This window comes from Pseudomonas sp. D1-1, assembly GCF_051132225.1.
Taxonomy (GTDB): Bacteria; Pseudomonadota; Gammaproteobacteria; order Pseudomonadales; family Pseudomonadaceae; genus Aquipseudomonas.
Map to the genome: position 1 here is coordinate 2742442 of NZ_CP071676.1, position 16862 is coordinate 2759303.

The 16862-nt window shown below is 62.9% G+C and carries 13 protein-coding genes; 11 read left to right on the plus strand and 2 right to left on the minus strand.

Going from position 1 to position 16862, the window contains the following annotated elements:
- The first annotated feature begins 11 nt into the window (after positions 1 to 11).
- Positions 12 to 629, plus strand: coding sequence for a hypothetical protein (locus J3P86_RS12415; protein WP_434623951.1), 618 nt, complete (start codon positions 12 to 14; stop codon positions 627 to 629).
- Here J3P86_RS12415 and J3P86_RS12420 read toward each other — a convergent pair.
- Positions 626 to 1870 (minus strand): acyl-CoA dehydrogenase family protein, encoded by a 1245-nt coding sequence (locus J3P86_RS12420; protein WP_434700466.1) that lies wholly within the window; start codon positions 1868 to 1870, stop codon positions 626 to 628. The two genes, J3P86_RS12415 and J3P86_RS12420, sit on opposite strands and share 4 nt — an antisense overlap.
- Positions 1871 to 2251: 381 nt before the next feature.
- Here J3P86_RS12420 and sfnG point away from each other — a divergent pair, with 381 nt between their 5' ends.
- The 6 genes from sfnG to J3P86_RS12450 all read left to right on the plus strand — a co-directional run bounded on the left by sfnG (position 2252) and on the right by J3P86_RS12450 (position 8709).
- Positions 2252 to 3349, plus strand: coding sequence for a dimethylsulfone monooxygenase SfnG (sfnG, locus tag J3P86_RS12425; RefSeq protein WP_434700467.1), 1098 nt, complete (start codon positions 2252 to 2254; stop codon positions 3347 to 3349).
- 13 nt (positions 3350 to 3362) lie between these two features.
- A complete protein-coding gene (locus tag J3P86_RS12430) occupies positions 3363 to 4529 on the plus strand; it encodes an AMP-binding protein (RefSeq protein ID WP_434623947.1) in 1167 nt (388 codons plus the stop codon).
- Complete coding sequence (locus tag J3P86_RS12435) at positions 4526 to 5308, plus strand: ABC transporter ATP-binding protein (RefSeq protein ID WP_434700468.1); 783 nt, start codon at positions 4526 to 4528, stop codon at positions 5306 to 5308. Before J3P86_RS12430 ends, J3P86_RS12435 begins: the two co-directional genes overlap by 4 nt.
- 68 nt (positions 5309 to 5376) lie before the next feature.
- Positions 5377 to 6258, plus strand: a complete 882-nt coding sequence (locus J3P86_RS12440; protein ID WP_434623943.1) for a branched-chain amino acid ABC transporter permease — start codon at positions 5377 to 5379, stop codon at positions 6256 to 6258.
- 9 nt (positions 6259 to 6267) lie between these two features.
- The gene (locus J3P86_RS12445; protein WP_434700470.1) at positions 6268 to 7335 is read left to right on the plus strand and encodes a branched-chain amino acid ABC transporter permease; all 1068 of its coding nucleotides are present in this window, start codon (positions 6268 to 6270) and stop codon (positions 7333 to 7335) included.
- 48 nt (positions 7336 to 7383) lie between these two features.
- Positions 7384 to 8709: an ABC transporter substrate-binding protein gene (locus J3P86_RS12450; RefSeq protein WP_434700472.1), complete on the plus strand. Its 1326-nt coding sequence runs from the start codon at positions 7384 to 7386 to the stop codon at positions 8707 to 8709.
- A gap of 206 nt (positions 8710 to 8915) precedes the next feature.
- Here J3P86_RS12450 and J3P86_RS12455 read toward each other — a convergent pair whose 3' ends face one another.
- A complete protein-coding gene (locus J3P86_RS12455) occupies positions 8916 to 10019 on the minus strand; it encodes a sigma-54 interaction domain-containing protein (protein WP_434700473.1) in 1104 nt (367 codons plus the stop codon).
- A gap of 401 nt (positions 10020 to 10420) precedes the next feature.
- On the opposite strand from J3P86_RS12455, the gene J3P86_RS12460 reads away from it, so the two are divergent.
- The 4 genes from J3P86_RS12460 to J3P86_RS12475 all read left to right on the plus strand — a co-directional run bounded on the left by J3P86_RS12460 (position 10421) and on the right by J3P86_RS12475 (position 16591).
- On the plus strand, positions 10421 to 11821 hold the full coding sequence (locus tag J3P86_RS12460; protein WP_434700475.1) for an amino acid permease: 1401 nt from the start codon (positions 10421 to 10423) through the stop codon (positions 11819 to 11821).
- A 333-nt stretch (positions 11822 to 12154) separates the two neighbouring features.
- A complete protein-coding gene (locus tag J3P86_RS12465; protein ID WP_434651833.1) occupies positions 12155 to 13876 on the plus strand; it encodes a type I secretion system permease/ATPase in 1722 nt (573 codons plus the stop codon).
- Complete coding sequence (locus J3P86_RS12470; RefSeq protein ID WP_434700477.1) at positions 13869 to 15239, plus strand: HlyD family type I secretion periplasmic adaptor subunit; 1371 nt, start codon at positions 13869 to 13871, stop codon at positions 15237 to 15239. Before J3P86_RS12465 ends, J3P86_RS12470 begins: the two co-directional genes overlap by 8 nt.
- Before the next feature lie 2 nt (positions 15240 to 15241).
- Positions 15242 to 16591, plus strand: a complete 1350-nt coding sequence (locus J3P86_RS12475) for a TolC family outer membrane protein (protein ID WP_434568613.1) — start codon at positions 15242 to 15244, stop codon at positions 16589 to 16591.
- The last annotated feature ends 271 nt before the right edge of the window (positions 16592 to 16862 follow it).

Sequence of the window (16862 nt, forward strand, 5' to 3'; positions counted from 1 at the left end):
AGGACGTAACCATGGCCGGTATCCCTGACGTGGCGGCAGCCTTTGGTAGTTTCATGCGCTCATGGGAAGCTGATCGCAAACACCTGCCTTGCGCTGTCAGCGCCCTGGCCAACGGATTCGAAGGTTGGTTGAAGTTCGAGTTCTACTTCTGGTTGATCCATTCCTGCGGGCTGCGCGGTCCCGACAGCGAGCTGGCGGACGTCGGAGTCGAGTACAAGGTCGCGCTCGATCAACACTGGCCGCAAATGGATATTGTCAGCAAGCAATGTGACCTGTGGATCCGCGACAGCGATGGGCAGCGCTTCCACTTCATCGAACTCAAGACGCCTTTTGCCAACGGCAATCAGGGCAAGCTGTTCAACAGCGCGGCCATGGATTACTGGTACATGACCCGGCTCAAGGTCCAGGCGGAGAGGGTTGCCACGGGTAGCGTGATCATCCTTGGGGTGAATTTTGACAAGGCACGCTGGGAGGCGCATCTGCGAGGAGTCGAAGAGTACGCCGGCTACGTTGGGCATTCATCCCGGACATCCGGCACGATTCCCGGGATAGACGCGTTGAGGTGGGCAGTGTTGACCATGCGATACCCACCTTTGGCTGAAATTCCTACGTCCGGTGCTATCGCCTAGCGCTGCTTAGACCCCCCACCAATCTGCCAGACATACGGCGGCTCCGTCCCGTTGATCTCCCAGTCGCCGATGATGCGTTCCTTGTAGATCAGCGGGTTGTGCGAAGCCGCCGTCCGGGCGTTACGCCAGTGGCGGTCGAGGGCTTTGCTGGTGCTGGTGGCGGAGGCGCCGAGGGCGTTGAACAGGTCGCTGGTGGCGCGCAGTGTCAGGTCGGCGACCACCACCTGGGCCTGGGCCGATTCCAGTTCGGCGAGGAGGTTGGCGGTGTGTTCCTTCTCGGCGTCCAGGTCGAAGCGACTTTGATAGGCCCGCTGCGAGGCATCGGCGGCGCGCAGGGTGGTGGCTTCGGCGGCGTAGACCTGGGCCGAGGCCCTGCCGATCACTTGCTGGACTTGCACATCCTGGCTCACTTCACTGGCGTTGCCGGTGCTGAACACCCGCGTGCGCTGGCGCACCTGTTCGCTGATGTCGCGGACGGCGGCGCGCCCGGCGCCGGTCTGCACGGCGAGCAATACCAACTGGTAAAACGCGGTCTGATATTTGAAGCGGGTGGAAAAGTCGATGAGGTTTTCGTCTTCTACCACGGCGTTCTCGAATACTGACGTGCCGCTGCCCGTGGTCCGTTGACCGAAACCATCCCAGTCATCGCTTTGCCTGACGCCCGGCTGATGAACGCTGACGGCGGCGATCACGTCGGCGCCGGTGTCGTCGCGTTGGGCATACAGGTCGATCCAGTCGGCAAAGATGCTGCCGGTGCTGTAGTACTTGGTGCCGTTGACCACCCATTGGTCACCCTGGCGGGAAACCCGGGTGATGACCTGGCCAAGTTTTACCGCGCCGATTTCGGTCCAGGCGTTGCCCACCAGGTCACCGTCGACGAAGCGCTTGAACCAGACGTCCTGCGGGCGGGTGGCATGGGCGTTGAGGCGATCCTCGACAAAGGCGAAGTGCCCGCGCAGCGCCTGGGGCAGGTTGGAGTCGGCTTCGGCCAGTTCGATCAGCAGTTGCAACAATTGCGGCAGCGAGGCGCCGGCGCCACCATATTCGACCGGCACCCTTACGGCGCCAAAACCCGCTTCCTTGAGCCATTTCACCTGTTCGAAAGGCAGGCTGCGGGTCTGTTCGCGTTCCAGCGCCCCGGCCTGGATACGCGCGAAAATCGGCCGGAAGCGCTCGGCCAGGCCTTCATAATGGGTGCCGGTGGAAAGGACATGCGGCAGGTATTGTTGCTGTGCGGTCATGGCGGTGTTCCTTCTGAGGAAAAGAGGGCGGGCAAGGCCAAGGCCTGCCGTTGCCGACAGCCATTGCACGCTCCATGCCGCTGCTCGAAGCCAATCAAAACAAGGGGTTCGCCGGGTTTCCCTGCTTAAATGCTGTCGTCCCGCGAGCAATCTGTCCGGCGACTGTTCGACAGGCAACAGTCCACCTTTTGCGCGGCAGTACGCCGGGTGTTGGCTGTGCAACAGCGATCCAGCAGCTTGCTCGCCGCACGACAGTCGCAAAACTGAGTGGGCGAATTAACTGACTGAAAATAAAGGGAAAATCCAAGTGGCACGGTTGCTGCTCTAGCCGTTGAGCAAAGGCGACGACGCCTATATCTCAACGAGCCGGGAGTACACGCAATGAGCCAGGACACGATCAAGTTTGCCTACTGGGTGCCCAATGTCAGCGGCGGGCTGGTGGTCAGCAAAATCCCGCAGCGCACCGACTGGGGGATCGATTACAACCGCAAGCTGGCGCAGATCGCCGAGGATGCCGGCTTCGACTATGCCCTGACCCAGATCCGTTTTACCGCCGGTTATGGCGCCGAATACCAGCACGAATCGGTGGCGTTCAGTCACGCGTTGCTGGCGGCCACCACGCGCCTGAAAGTCATCGCGGCGGTCTTGCCAGGGCCGTGGACGCCTTCGGTGCTGGGCAAGCAGATCGCAACCATCGATCAGCTCACTGGCGGCCGCGTGGCGATCAACGTGGTGTCCGGCTGGTTCAAGGGCGAGTTCACCGCCATCGGCGAGCCGTGGCTGGAGCACGATGAACGCTATCGCCGTTCCGAGGAATTCATCACCACGCTCAAGGGCATCTGGACCACCGACAACTACACCTTCGCCGGTGATTTCTATCGCTTTCGCGACTACACGCTCAAGCCCAAGCCGCTGCAGCAGCATCCGGAAATTTTCCAGGGCGGCAGCTCACGGGCGGCGCGGGACATGGCTGCGCGGGTCTCCGACTGGTACTTCACCAACGGCAACACAGTGGAAGGGGTCAAGGCTCAGGTCGATGACCTGCGGACCAAAGCGGCGGCCAACAACCACAAGGTGAAGGTCGGCGTGAACGCCTTCATCATTGCCCGCGATACCGAGGAAGAGGCCCGCGCGGTGCTGGCCCAGATCATCGACCAGGCCGACCCGGAAGCCGTCAACGCTTTTGGCGACGCGGCAAAACAGGCCGGCAAGGCCAGCCCCGAAGGCGAGGGTAACTGGGCCAAGTCCAGCTTCGAAGACCTGGTGCAATACAACGACGGTTTCAAGACCAACCTGATCGGCACACCCCAGCAGATTGCCGAGCGCATCGTCGCCTTGAAAGCCGTGGGAGTGGACCTGGTACTGGCCGCGTTCCTGCATTTCCAGGAGGAAGTCGAGTATTTCGGTAAGCGGGTCCTGCCGCTGGTGCGTGAGCTGGAGCAGGGGAAAGTGACGGTCAAGACAGCGGCGGTCGCTTAGGCGGGGAGGCAGCATGGGCACGCTCACTGAAACCTTCGACACGTTGCCCCATTGGCTGCATCGACAGGCGCTGGGGCACGGTACGGACGTCGCCCTGCGCCACAAGCACCTGGGTGTCTGGCAGGTGCGGACCTGGCGGCAGCTGGCCGATGAGGTGCAGCGCCTGGCGAGTGCCCTGCAAGCTCGGGGATTCTCGGTGAGCGCGACCCTGACGATCATCAGTCGCCCGACACCACAGGCGATCGTGGCGGCGTTGGCGGCGCAATGGCTGGGTGGTGCGGCGAGCCTGTTCGATCCGTTGGACGGAGTCGCGGGGCAGGTCGAACTGCTCGGCGAATTGCAGCCGGATTTTGTGCTGGCCGAGGGGCACGAAGAATTGTCGCGTCTAGGCGCGGCGCAGTTGGCCCCCCGCGTGGTGATCTATCTGGACAAGCGCGGACTGTCAGGCTCGGTCGCGTTTGATCAGGCGCTGGATTACGCCACGTTGATCGAGGCGAGGACGCTCGATGAACGCGTCCCGCTGGCACATGCGCAGCAAACGGCGTTCGTTTTCTATCGCCGGGGGCCACAAGCCATCGAGCAACAATGCATCAGCCACGCCGAGCTGTTGCAACACGGGCAGCAACTGGTACAGCGCGAAGGACTGCGACGGCAGGAGGAAGCGTTGGCGGCGCGCGGTTTCGCCTCGGGCGGCCAGGCGCGGTATCTGCTCGCGCCCTGGCTGATCGCCGGTTTCCGCTTGAACTTCCCGGAAAACCTGGCGACCCGTGACCGCGACCGACGTGAGCTGGGCCCGACGCTGGTGGCCGGCACCCCGGAAACCTACGAGCGTCTGCACGGCTATGTGCTGGAGCGCCTGCCGGCACCGGGCGATGGGGCACGCAGACTGGTGGATTGGGCCCTGGCGGCACGTCCGGGGCCGTTGCGAAGGTTCATCGGTCATTGGCTGGTGCGCCGGCCTCTGCGCGACGTGCTTGGGTTTTCACGAATCCATGCACCGCTGCTGGTGGGTGATGCGCTAAAGCCTGAGACCCAGGCATTTTTTGACACCTTGGGTATCAACGTCCGCCAGTGGGAGGGTGCGGCCCATTGGGAGGTGCCGACGATTTCATTGGCCCCCACTACCAATGAACGGGACGAACGCCAATCACAACGCGCCTGGAAGGAGGCGACCACATGACCCGAACGGCCGCCACGCAGCTCCTCGAGCTGGACAACATTTCGCTGTCGTTCAAAGGCGTCAAAGCGATCACCGACATCAGCTTCAGCGTTGCCGCCGGCGAGATCTGCGCCTTGATCGGCCCCAACGGCGCCGGCAAGAGTTCATTGCTCAACATCATCAGCGGGGTCTACCAACCCCAGCAAGGGCGCATACGTTTCGACAATCGCGAGCGCCGCGGCATGCGCGCCCACGACGTGGCGGTGCGGGGCGTCGCCCGGACGTTCCAGAACATCGCGCTGTTCAAGGGCATGAGCGTGCTCGACAACGTGCTCACCGGGCGCAACCTCAAGCGTCGCAGCACCTGGATTGAGCAGGTGTTGCGTATCGGGCGGGCCGGTAAGGAGGACGACAGCCAGCGCGAAGCGGCCGAGCGGGTCATCGAGTTCTTGCGTTTGCAGCCGTGGCGCGACGCATGGGTGGGCACCTTGCCTTACGGTTTGCAGAAGCGCGTGGAGCTGGCCCGCGCCCTGGCGGCGGAGCCGCGGTTGTTGCTCCTCGACGAGCCCATGGCGGGCATGAACGCCGAGGAGAAACAGCTGATGAGCCGATTCATTGTCGACATCAACCGTGAGCTGGGCACCACGGTGGTGTTGATTGAGCACGACATCGGCGTGGTCATGGACATCAGCGATCACGTGGTGGTGCTCGATTACGGTCGCAAGATCGGCGACGGCGCCCCGGATGTGGTACGGCAGAACCCCGAGGTCATTTCGGCTTACCTCGGCACTCGACACTGATTTTTTGCAATGCGACGCCTTTCCGTCAGGAAGGGTCGGCAAGCTGCGCCCGCAAAACAGGAAACGCTATGGAATTTTTCTTTGAAGTATTGATTGGCGGGCTGCTGGCCGGGGTGATGTACGCCTTGGTGGCCATCGGTTTTGTGCTGATCTACAAGGCCTCCGGGGTGTTCAACTTCGCCCAGGGCGCGATGGTGCTGTTCTCGGCGCTGACCTTCGTCAGCCTGCTGGAGCGCGGCGTGCCGTTCTGGCTGGCGTTTCTCATCAGCCTGGTGGCGATGCTGCTGATCGCCGTGGCAGTGGAGCGTGTGGTGTTGCGCCCGTTGGTCAATCGATCGCCGATCACGCTGTTCATGGCCACCCTTGGGCTTTCCTATGTCATCGAAGGTTTCGCCCAGGCGTTGTGGGGTGCCCAGGTGCATGGCCTGGACTTGGGCATCAGTGATGAACCGCTGGAGCTGGGCGGGATGCTGTTGTCGCAGTTCGACATTTTCGCCGCGCTGACCGCCGCGTCACTGGTGGCGCTGCTGTCCTGGCTGTTCAACAAGACCCGCTTGGGCCTGGCGCTACGAGCCGTGGCGGATGACCCGCTGGCGGCGCTGGCCGTGGGTATTCGCTTGCAGCGGGTCTGGGTCGTGGTGTGGACGGTGGCGGGGTTCGTCGGGCTGGTCGCCGGCCTGCTCTGGGGCGCTCGCCTGGGCGTGCAGTTCTCGTTGTCGCTGGTGGTGCTCAAGGCCTTGCCGGTGTTGATCATTGGCGGGTTCACCTCGATCAGCGGGGCGATTGTCGGCGGGCTGATCATCGGCGCTTCGGAAAAATTGGCGGAGGTATATCTCGGGCCGTTCATCGGCAGTGGCATCGAAAACTGGTTTCCCTACGCGCTGGCGCTGCTGTTCCTGCTGGTGCGTCCGGCCGGGCTGTTTGGCGAACGCGCCATCGAACGGGTCTAGGAGAGCAGCATGTTTTATCGAGAAGCAGGTCAGTTCAACACCCGTTATGCCGAGGACCGCCGGGTCTTTGCCTTGCGCCAGGATCGCCACGGGCTGGCGGCGCTGCTGCTGGTTGCATTCGTCGTGGTGCCATGGCTGGGCAATGACTACTGGCTCAGCGCGATATTGATTCCGTTTCTGGTGCTGTCCCTGGCCGGGTTGGGGCTCAATCTGCTCACCGGTTACGCCGGGCAGTTGTCCCTGGGTTCTGCGGCGTTCATGGCCGTGGGGGCGTTCGCCACCTACAACCTTGAAGTGCGTGTCGGCGGTTTGCCGTTGTTGTTCAGCATTGCCTTGGGCGGGCTGACGGCGGCGCTGGTGTCGCTCCTGTTCGGCCTGCCGAGCCTGCGCATCAAGGGCTTCTATCTGCTGGTCTCGACATTGGCGGCGCAGTTCTTCGTGACCTGGACGCTGACCCGCTTCGGCTGGTTTTCCAACGACAGCGCGTCGGGGGTGGTCAGCGCGCCGCGCCTGGATATTTTCGGCGTGAACCTGGACGCGCCGGCCGGCCGTTATCTGTTGACCCTGACGGTGGTGGTGGCGCTGTTCTGGCTGGGCAAGAACCTGGTGCGCAGCGAATTGGGCCGCCAGTGGATGGCCGTGCGCGACATGGACACGGCCGCGGCGGTGATCGGCATTCCTCTGGCGAAAACCAAGCTGCTGGCCTTTGCCATCAGCGGCTTTTACCTCGGCGTGACCGGCGCGCTCTGGGCCTTCGCCTATCTGGGCACCGTCGAACCCCATGGCTTCGATCTCAATCGCTCATTCCAGATCCTGTTCATCATCATTATCGGCGGGCTCGGCAGCTTGCTGGGCAACTTCCTCGGGGCGGCCTTCATCGTGCTGTTTCCGGTGCTGCTTTCCAACCTGGTGTCGCTGCTGCCCGGCGGGCTGATCGATGCCGGTCAGGTGGAAAACCTGCAAAAAATGTTTTTCGGCGCGCTCATCATCCTGTTCCTGATCAAGGAACCGGAGGGCCTTGCGCGCCTCTGGCAACGACTTCGCCAGCGTGCGCGGCTGTGGCCGCTGCGCTACTGAACAGCGCCACCGTTGATTTCTCTATGGCTCCATAACAAGGAAAATCCGATGTTCAAACGATCATTCGCCAGCACCCTCGCACTGGCCCTGAGCCTCACCGCCGCCGCGTTCACCGTGCAGGCGGACAACGAGCAATATTTCCCGCTGCAAAGCTATCGCGTCGGTCCCTATGCGGCCGGCGGTACGGGTTTTTTTGGTGGCTTCATCGACTACCTCAAGTACGTCAACGCCAACGGCGGCGTGAACGGGGTGAAGCTGACGTGGAGCGAATGCGAAACCGAGTACGTGGTAGAGAAGGGCGTCGAGTGCTACGAGCGCCTGAAGAAAGGTTTGAATGGCGCACCGGCGGCTGCGACCAACCCGCTGTCAGTGGGCATCGCCTACGCCACGTTGGAGCGCTCCACCGCCGACAAACTGCCGCTGATCACCATCAACCACGGCCGCACCGACTCCACCGATGGCAGCGTGTTTCCCTATGTCTTCCCGCTGCAATTGAACCCGTACTCCGAGGTGTCGGCGATCATCAACTACATCGGCCAGCGCGCCGGTGGGCTGGACAAACTCAGGGGCCTGAAGATCGTCACCCTGTACCACGGCTCGCCGTACGGCAAGGAAACCAACGAGGTGTTGCAGACCCTGGCGGATAAATACGGTTTTGCGCTGACCTTGCTCGAAGTGCCGCATCCGGGCAACGAGCAACAGTCGCAGTGGTTGAATATCCGTCGGGAAAAACCCGACTGGGTAATCCTGCGCGGCTGGGGCGTGATGAACCCGGTGGCGCTGAAAACCGCGCAGAAGGTCGGGTTCCCGGCCGATCACATCATCGGCAACATCTGGAGCAACTCCGAGGATGACGCCGCGCCGGCCGGTGCTGCGGCCAAGGGTTTCATCGCGATCACCACGCACCCGTCGGGCACCGGTTTCCCGGTGCTGCAAGGCATCAAGAAGGACGTGGTCGACGCCGGCCATGGCGACCTGGCGGACCCCAAGCGTTTCGGCACGGTGTATTACAACCTGGGCGTGGTCAACGGCATCCTCAACGTCGAGGCGCTGCGCATTGCCCAGCAGAAGTTCGGCCAGCAACCGTTGACCGGCGAGCAGGTTCGGTGGGGCTTCGAGAATCTCAAGCTCGATGATGCACGTCTCAAGGAGCTGGGGGCGCTGGGGTTGGTGCAGCCGTTGCAATTGTCCTGCTCGGACCACGAGGGCGGCGGCGCGGTGCGCTTCCAGCAGTGGGACGGCACGCAGTGGAAGCTGATCAGTGACTGGGTGCAGGCCGACCGCGCGTTGCTGCGGCCGATCATCGAAGCGTCTTCGCAGCAATACGCCAAGGACAAAGGCATCACGCCGCGCGATTGCAGCAAGGAATCCTGACGACTTGGGTCGCTTTTGCGAAAGCCGCCCGGCGTGGTGATGGCCTTTCGTCCAGACAGCGAACCCGTGGCGAGGGAGCTTGCTCCCGCTGGGGCGCATAGCGCCCCCAATGCAGCTGATTGAGTGGATCTGACATCACAGCGACAGGTTGGGGCTGCTTCGCAGCCCAGCGGGAGCAAGCTCCCTCGCCACAGGTGAACGTTGGCTCAGGTTGAAAGGTTGACCACCCGACCATCACGCGTACTCAGCGCCGGGCGCCGTTTGTTGACCACCAGCTCGCCGATCCGGATCAGCAGGCTGCGGGTGACGTTGCGGCTCAGGCCCAACAGGCTTGCGGTGTGGACCTGGTTGCAACTGGCGTAGCGGTAGGCGGTGCGCAGCAGGGCCGCTTCGACTTTTTCATAGACATCGCCGTGCGCTTGCTCAAGCAATTGCTCGAAGGCCTTTTCCAGCAGTGCCTCGGTGGTTTGCGGCGTGTTGTCATGGGACGCGTCCTGGCGCTCGATGCGAAAGTTCGACAGGTGCAGATCCTGCACGCCGATCACCTTGTTGCGGCAGATCAGCAAGGTGTGATGGATGACGTTTTCCAGTTCGCGAATATTTCCCGGCCACGAGTAGTCGAGCAGTTTGCGCTGGGCCTGGGCATCCAGCGTCACCTCGCCATGACCGAGCCTGCGGCTGTACTCAGCGATGAAATGGCGAATCAGCGGGAGGATGTCGCCGGGACGCTCGCGCAACGGCTTGAGCACCAGGCTGACCACACTCAGTCGGTAATACAGGTCTTCGCGAAAATGCCCGGCGTTGATGGCTTTTTCCAGTTGCACGTTGGTGGCCGCCAGCACCCGCACATTGATCCTGATGGGCTTGCGCGAGCCGAGGCGGACCACTTCACGCTCTTGTAGAACGCGCAGAAGCTTGACCTGGATCGGCAATGGCAGGTCACCGATTTCATCGAGGAACAGCGTGCCGCCGTCGGCTTCTTCGAACCACCCGGCCTTGGCGGTCAAGGCGCCGGTGAACGCGCCTTTTTCATGGCCGAACAATTCGGCCTCCACCAGCGTCTCGGAAAACGCCCCGCAGTTCACCGCCACGAACGGTTTGTCGCGTCGAGCACTGAGGTTATGGACGTGGCGGGCGACCAGCTCCTTGCCAGTACCGGTCTGGCCAATGATCAACACGCTGGCGTCACTGGGCGCGACTTGCTGCAAGTGCGTCAGCAGTGCCTGGGAGCTGGGATCGGCGAACACTTGGGCCGTGGCGCGGATCGAGGTAGCCAGGCCGGGGGAGGGAGGAAGCGTAAGAAGCTGCATGACGGTGGCCCGTTTATGAGAGTGCGGTGATGATTGGGTGAGGACCAACGCTCCTTGGTGGTATCACCGTGCGAAGCCATTGGGCTTAAGGCTTAATCTAAATGATCTAAAAAAAATAAAACAAATAACATAGAGTTATATGCTTAAGGCGATGAGCCGCCTTCGTCGTCAGCCGCAGAGCCTTTACGCAGGACCGGGTTTGGCGAGATCAGGCAAAAAGGCGGCGCTCACAGGTAACTAACTCGGGAGTGTAGGCGGGTAACGTGGCTCAACTTTACTGCAGAGCCCAATTCGCGAGGGACGGATCAGACATCCAGGGTGTGCCGCTTTGAGGAGGAGCGAAACCAGCAGCACCGAAGGTCCCTCGACACGCCTCAATGTCGACAAGAGAATAAAAAACCATGACCAGCCCGAGCTTCAAGGATTCGAACGGCCACTTGGCGCAGGGCTTCAAGCCTCGTCACGTCACCATGCTTTCAATCGCCGGGATCATCGGCGCCGGCCTGTTTGTCGGCTCGGGCCATGCGATCGCCGCTGCCGGTCCGGCCGTCATGTTGGCCTATCTTTTTTCCGGTCTGCTGGTGGTGCTCGTCATGCGCATGCTTGGCGAAATGGCGGTAGCCCGGCCAGACACCGGCTCGTTCTCCACCTACGCCGACCAGGCGATCGGGCGCTGGGCAGGCTTCACCATCGGTTGGTTGTACTGGTGGTTCTGGGTGCTGGTGATTCCCATCGAGGCGCTCGCCGCGGGTCATGTACTCAACCAGTGGTTTCCCTCCGTTGATGCCTGGCTGTTTGCCTCGGTGTCGATCATTGCCCTGGCCGTGACCAATCTGTTCAGCGTGTCCAAATACGGCGAGTTCGAGTTCTGGTTCGCCATGGCCAAGGTGATCGCGATCATCGGTTTCATCTCCCTGGGATTCGCCGTGCTGATGGGCTGGATTCCCGAGCGCGAAGCCAGCGGCTTGAGTCGCTTGATGGAGGAACACGGCGGGTTCGCGCCCAATGGCTTGTCCGCCGTGGTCGGGGCCTTCATCACCATCATGTTCAGTTTCATTGGTACGGAGGCGGTGACGATTGCCGCCGCCGAATCCAGCAACCCGGCACAGAACATCGCCAAGGCCACGCGCTCGGTGATCTGGCGCATCGGCGTGTTTTATCTGCTGTCGATCTTCGTGGTGATTTCCGTGGTGCCCTGGGACGATCCGCTCCTGGCCTCGGTGGGCTCCTACCAGCGGGCGCTGGAGTTGATGAACATTCCCCACGCCAAATTCATGGTGGACGTGGTGGTATTGATTGCCGTGGCCAGTTGCATGAACTCCTCCATCTACATTGCTTCACGCATGCTCTATTCCCTAGGCCGGCGTGGTGATGCGCCGAGGGTGGTGGAAGTGACTTCGTCCGCTGGCGTGCCCCGGGCAGCGGTGATAGCCAGTACGGTACTGGGCTTGGGCATCACCTTGTTCAGCTACTTCATGCCGGCCGGGTTGTTCCAGTTCCTGCTCGCCAGCTCCGGCGCCATCGCCTTGCTGGTGTACCTGGCGGTCGCCGTGTCCCAGTTGCGTATGCGCCGCAAGCTGCTTCGCCAAGGCGTCGAGCTGGGCTTTCGCATGTGGCTGTTTCCCTGGCTCACCTGGGCGGTGATCGTGTTTATCTGCGCGGCCCTGGCGGTGATGATGGTGACTCCCGAGCACCGCGGCGAAGTGAGCACCACCCTAGGCCTGGCCTTGGTCATTTCCTTTGTCGGCCTGGTGACTTCGCGGCAATCTCCGCAGCCTGAAGAGGCGGTTTCCCTCGGCTAGCGTCCATAAACCTGTGGGAGCGAGCTTGCTCGCGATTACGGTGTGTCAGCCAACATTAATTTGTCTGACCTACAGCAATCGCGAGCAAGCTCGCTCCCACAAGAGAACCGATTCCAAGTTCCCCTCTGTCTTCAACTCCTCCTCCAAAATCCCTCGCTCCCCCCGGCAACTAACCCTTGCTTACGTTGTCAGTACTTGGCGCCCGTAGCACCGACGTTCGCCACCGATGGCGACAATGTCAGCTACATGGCGCTTTTTTTCTGACGCCTCAAGGCCAATAGCTCGCAATGGATTGCGCCGAGACCGTTTATTCCTTTTGCGGGTTGATTCTCTATGGGTTTTTTTCTTGATCCGCGGCATGACATCGACGCCGCTTTGTTGAGTTATCGCCGGGTATTCTGGTCCCTGGCCCTCTTCAGCGGCGTGATCAATCTGCTGGTGCTGGTGCCATCGCTGTACATGATGCAGGTCTACGATCGGGTCCTCACCAGTCGCAACGAAACCACGCTGTTCATGCTCACCTTGATCGCTCTCGGGCTGTTCATGTTCAGTGCGTTGATCGAGTGGGTGCGTGGCGAAGTGATGATCCGCATGAGCGCCGGGCTGGACGATGCCTTGGGCGAGCGGATTTTCGATGCAGCGTTCGCCCGCAGCCTGCGCGAGCACAACGCCAACCCGGCGCAGGTGCTGAGTGACCTGGCCACCTTGCGCCAACTGATTACCGGCCAGGGGCTGATCGCCTTGCTCGATGCACCGTGGTTGCCGATTTTCCTGCTGGTGGCGTTCATCATCCACCCCTGGTTCGGCGTGCTGACCCTGATCCTCGCAGCGTTGCTGGTCGGCCTGGCACTGTGGGGCGAGCTGGCGACCCGCACGCGCCTGGGGGAGGCCAATCGGCTGGGCGTGCAATCGTCGATCTACGTCAACAGCACCCTGCAAAATGCCGAGGTCATCCAGGCCCTGGGCATGCTCGGGCCGCTGCGCCAGCGCTGGAGCCTGCTGCAGCAACGGATCATCGCGGCGCAGGCGCATGCCAGTGATCGCGGTGCGCGTATCACCTCGGCGACCCGTTTCGTGCGGATTTCCGGCCAGTCCCTGGCCTTGGGGCTGGGGGCGCTGCTGGTACTCGAAGGGCAATTGTCGGCGGGCATGATGATTGCCATGTCGTTGTTGCTGGGGCGTGCCCTGGCGCCGGTGGAAATTGCCATTGGTTCGTGGAAGCAATTCAACGCCGGTCGCCAGAGTTACCAGCGTCTGAGCCAGTTGCTCGCGCAACATCCTCGCGATCGCCTGCGTATGCCATTGCCACCGCCAACGGGCGCGGTGCGCCTGGAGCAGCTCTACGTCGGGCCACCCGCTGCGACGCAGCCGCTCCTGCGTGGCATCAATTTCAGCCTGGACAAGGGCGAGGTACTGGCGGTGGTCGGGCCCAGCGCCAGCGGCAAATCGACCTTGGCTCGGGCATTGGTTGGCGTGTGGCCGGCCATGGGTGGCTCGGTGCGGCTGGACGATGCCGAGATCAGCCAGTGGTCCCATGACGCCTTGGGCCCGTACCTCGGTTATCTGCCGCAGGACATCGAACTGTTCGATGGCAGTGTCGCTGACAATATCGCCCGTTTCGGCGAGCAGGACGCCGACAAGATCATCGCCGCCAGCCGTCACGCGGGCATTCACGAAATGATCCTGAGATTCCCCAAGGGCTACGACACGCCGCTGGGCCCCGGCGGGCTTGGCCTGTCCGGCGGACAGAAGCAGCGCCTGGGCCTGGCCCGTGCGCTTTATGGCAGCCCTTCGCTGATCGTCCTCGACGAGCCCAATTCCAACCTCGACGAAGCCGGCGAACTCGCGCTGGTGCAGGCCATCGGTGTGCTCAAGGCCGCCGGCAGCACGGTGGTGTTGATCACCCACCGGCCCAACGTTCTGGCGGTAGTGGATCACATCCTGGTGCTGAAGGACGGTACCCAGCAGGCGTTCGGCCCGCGCGACCGGGTGCTCAAGGCGCTGATGCCAGGCCCAAGGCCGACGGCCGTGCGGGAGGCGGGTAAAGATGCGTGATTTGAAACCGGCGACGCCGGCCCACGGCGACCACGGCTTGAGCGTGCTCAGCAGCAACACGCTACCCAACGCCAGTACCGATGCCGGCGGCGCGGCGCGCTACGGCGTGGCCTTCCTGGCCCTGACCTTGGGCGGTTTCCTGCTTTGGGCGTGCCTGGCGCCGCTCGACCAGGGTGTGGTCGGCAGCGGCACCGTGGTGGTGGCGGGCGAGCGCAAGGCAGTGCAATCGCTGGTGGGCGGGGTCGTGGAAAAGCTGCTGGTCAGCGACGGCGACCGCGTCAGCCAGGGCCAGTTGCTGGTGCAGCTCAACACGGTGCAGGCCCAAGCGCAGTTGGACGTGACCCTGGGCAAGCTGCTTAATGACCGCAGCATCGAGGCGCGCTTGATGGCCGAGCGCCTCGGCGCCGATGAAATCCACTGGCCGGCGCAATTGCTGGAGCGCGCCGAGGAGCCGCGCGTCAAGGCGGCCATGGCGCTGCAGAAGCAACTGTTCCTGACACGCCGTGCCGAACTGGGCAGCCGCCTGCAGATCATCGAACATGAAGTCGGCGCCTTGCAGCAACAGTTGCAGGGCTATGAAGGGGTCAAGCGCAACTACGACGCGCAGATGCGTTTTCAGCAGCAAGAGCTTGAAGGTTTGCGCGAATTGGCTCGGGAAGGCTACGTGCCGCGCAACAAACTCTTCGAGGCCGAGCGCAACGCGGCGCAACTGGCCGGGCAGATCGCTTCCGGCATTGGCGATGTAGGCCGCACGCGCCAGGCAATCAACGAAAGCCGGCTCAAGGCCTTGCAGGCGCAGCAGGAATTCCGGCGCGATGCCGAAACCCAACTCAGCGAGGTCTCGGCCGAGGCCGCCGGTTATGCCGATCAGATCCGCGCCTTGCAGTTTGAGGTGGATAACGGGGCGATCCGCGCGCCGGTGGCGGGGCAGGTCATGGACGTGTCGATCCATACGGTCGGCGGCGTCGCCCAGGCCGGGCAGACGCTGATGCAGGTGGTGCCGCTGGATGCGCCGATGGCGATCACCGCGCGTTTTGATCCGCTGATGGCCAACAAGCTGAGCCCAGGGCTGCCGGTGCACGTGCATTTCACTGCGTTGCAACGGGTGGACACGCCGACGGTAACCGGCACGATCACCACCGTGTCGGCGGACCAGTTGATCGACCAGCAGACCCACCAGCCATATTTCTCCGCCAAGGTCGAGATTCCCGCCGACACCGTCGTTTCGCTGCAGAGCGCCGGGCTGCAGGTGCGCCCCGGCATGCTTGCCGACGTCACCGTGGTGACCGGTGAACGGACCTTGATGAATTACCTGATGAAACCCTTGCGCGAACGCTTGCTGGCGGCCTTCAAAGAGGAATGAGCATGACCGACCGTTGCCGTTATGGCGTCCGTGTGCTGTTGAGCCTGTGCACCAGTTGGGCGGTGATCGGCCCCGTCTGGGCGGCGGAGGGCGGGCTGAGCCTGATCGCCGCTTACGATGCCTCGCGCCTCAACGATCCGACCTTGCAGGCGGCGACCCATGCCTACGACGCGTCGCGGCAGGAGGAGGCGATCGGCCGTGGCGGTCTTTATCCGCAAGTGTCGCTGTCGTCGCGTTATGGCTATGGCGGGCGTACCGATGGCGGCGACGACAGCAGTTACGTCAACAGCAACGATTACCAGGCGAACAGTGTGACCCTGGCCGCGCAGCAGGCGCTCTATGACAAGGGGCGTTGGGCGGCTTATCAGGAAGGCAAGGCGCGGGGGGCGCTGGGTAGCCAGCAATTCGATGTGGCCGGCCAGACCCTGTTCGATCGGGTCGCCAAGGGCTATTTCGACGTGGCCCGGGCCGAGAACGAACTCAAGCTGATCGCCCAGCAGAAAACCGCTATCAGTGGCTTGGTCCTCCAGAGCAAAAAGCTCTATGAGGGCGGCCAGGGAGCGATCACCGATATCGACGAGGCCCAGGCCCGGCTCGATCTGGTCGAGGCTCAGGAAACCGAAGCCCAGGCCCGCCGCGTGGCTGCGCTGCGAGCACTGTCGGGGCGGGCCAGCGTGCCGATCGACGACATCCAGGCGATGCGCGAAGAACTCCCCGCCGGCAGCCCGATCCCGCCGGAGCAGGATCTGCCGTATTGGACAACGATTGCCCGTGAGGCCAGTCCGGAGCTGGCGGCGCGGTTGGCGGCGGTAAAAGTCGCCGAGGCCCAGGCCGACAGCCAGCGCGCCGGGCATTATCCGACGTTGTCGCTCACCACTCAGTTGACCCGTCGGGAAACCCGCCAGTACCAGGAGCTCGACCCGCGCCAGGACACTTACTACGTCGGGGTGCAACTGGATATCCCGTTGTATCGCGGCGGCGCGGTGCGTGCATCGGTGGCCAAGGCCGAGGCCCAGCTGGCCGGGGCCCAGTCCGATTACGATGTGCAGCGTCAGGAGCTGGCCGAGGCTATCGAAACCGACTATCTGGGCGTGGTGGCGGGCTTCGCCAAGAGCAAGGCGATGCTACGGGCGGTGGAATCCAACCAGCGGGCGCTGACGTCGACCGAGAAGGGTTTCCAGGGCGGCGTGCGCTCGACGGTCGACATCCTCGATGCCCAGCAACGCCTGTTCCAGGCACGCCGCGACCTGCTCGATACCAAGCTGGACATGCTCGAAAGTTATGTAAGCCTGCACACCCACACTGGCCAGATGAACCGCGCGGTGCTGGAACAGGTGCAAAGCCTGTTCTAAGGAACCGGCCGAGCCGCATCGCATCTGTGGCGAGGGAGCTTGCTCCCGCTGGGCTGCGAAGCGCCCCCAAAGCCAATCACCGCGCGGTGTCAGGCTGGACCCCATCAACCTTTTTGGGGCTGCTGCGCACCCCAGCGGGAGCAAGCTCCCTCGCCACGGAAGCACCGTATGGGAGCGAGCTTGCTCGCGATGACGGCAGTACATTCAACACCGTTCAGCCTGGCACACCGCTTTCGCGAGCAGGCTCGCTCCCACAGGGGACGCTGCCTTG

Coding starts and splice junctions, on each gene's coding strand:
- J3P86_RS12415 (WP_434623951.1), top strand. CDS start 12: ATGGCCGGTATCCCTGACGTGGCGGCAGCCTTTGGTAGTTTCATGCGC.
- J3P86_RS12475 (WP_434568613.1), top strand. CDS start 15,242: ATGACCGACCGTTGCCGTTATGGCGTCCGTGTGCTGTTGAGCCTGTGC.
- J3P86_RS12455 (WP_434700473.1), bottom strand. CDS start 10,019: ATGCAGCTTCTTACGCTTCCTCCCTCCCCCGGCCTGGCTACCTCGATC.
- J3P86_RS12465 (WP_434651833.1), top strand. CDS start 12,155: ATGGGTTTTTTTCTTGATCCGCGGCATGACATCGACGCCGCTTTGTTG.
- J3P86_RS12430 (WP_434623947.1), top strand. CDS start 3,363: ATGGGCACGCTCACTGAAACCTTCGACACGTTGCCCCATTGGCTGCAT.
- J3P86_RS12440 (WP_434623943.1), top strand. CDS start 5,377: ATGGAATTTTTCTTTGAAGTATTGATTGGCGGGCTGCTGGCCGGGGTG.
- J3P86_RS12450 (WP_434700472.1), top strand. CDS start 7,384: ATGTTCAAACGATCATTCGCCAGCACCCTCGCACTGGCCCTGAGCCTC.
- J3P86_RS12420 (WP_434700466.1), bottom strand. CDS start 1,870: ATGACCGCACAGCAACAATACCTGCCGCATGTCCTTTCCACCGGCACC.
- J3P86_RS12445 (WP_434700470.1), top strand. CDS start 6,268: ATGTTTTATCGAGAAGCAGGTCAGTTCAACACCCGTTATGCCGAGGAC.
- J3P86_RS12470 (WP_434700477.1), top strand. CDS start 13,869: ATGCGTGATTTGAAACCGGCGACGCCGGCCCACGGCGACCACGGCTTG.
- J3P86_RS12435 (WP_434700468.1), top strand. CDS start 4,526: ATGACCCGAACGGCCGCCACGCAGCTCCTCGAGCTGGACAACATTTCG.
- J3P86_RS12460 (WP_434700475.1), top strand. CDS start 10,421: ATGACCAGCCCGAGCTTCAAGGATTCGAACGGCCACTTGGCGCAGGGC.
- sfnG (WP_434700467.1), top strand. CDS start 2,252: ATGAGCCAGGACACGATCAAGTTTGCCTACTGGGTGCCCAATGTCAGC.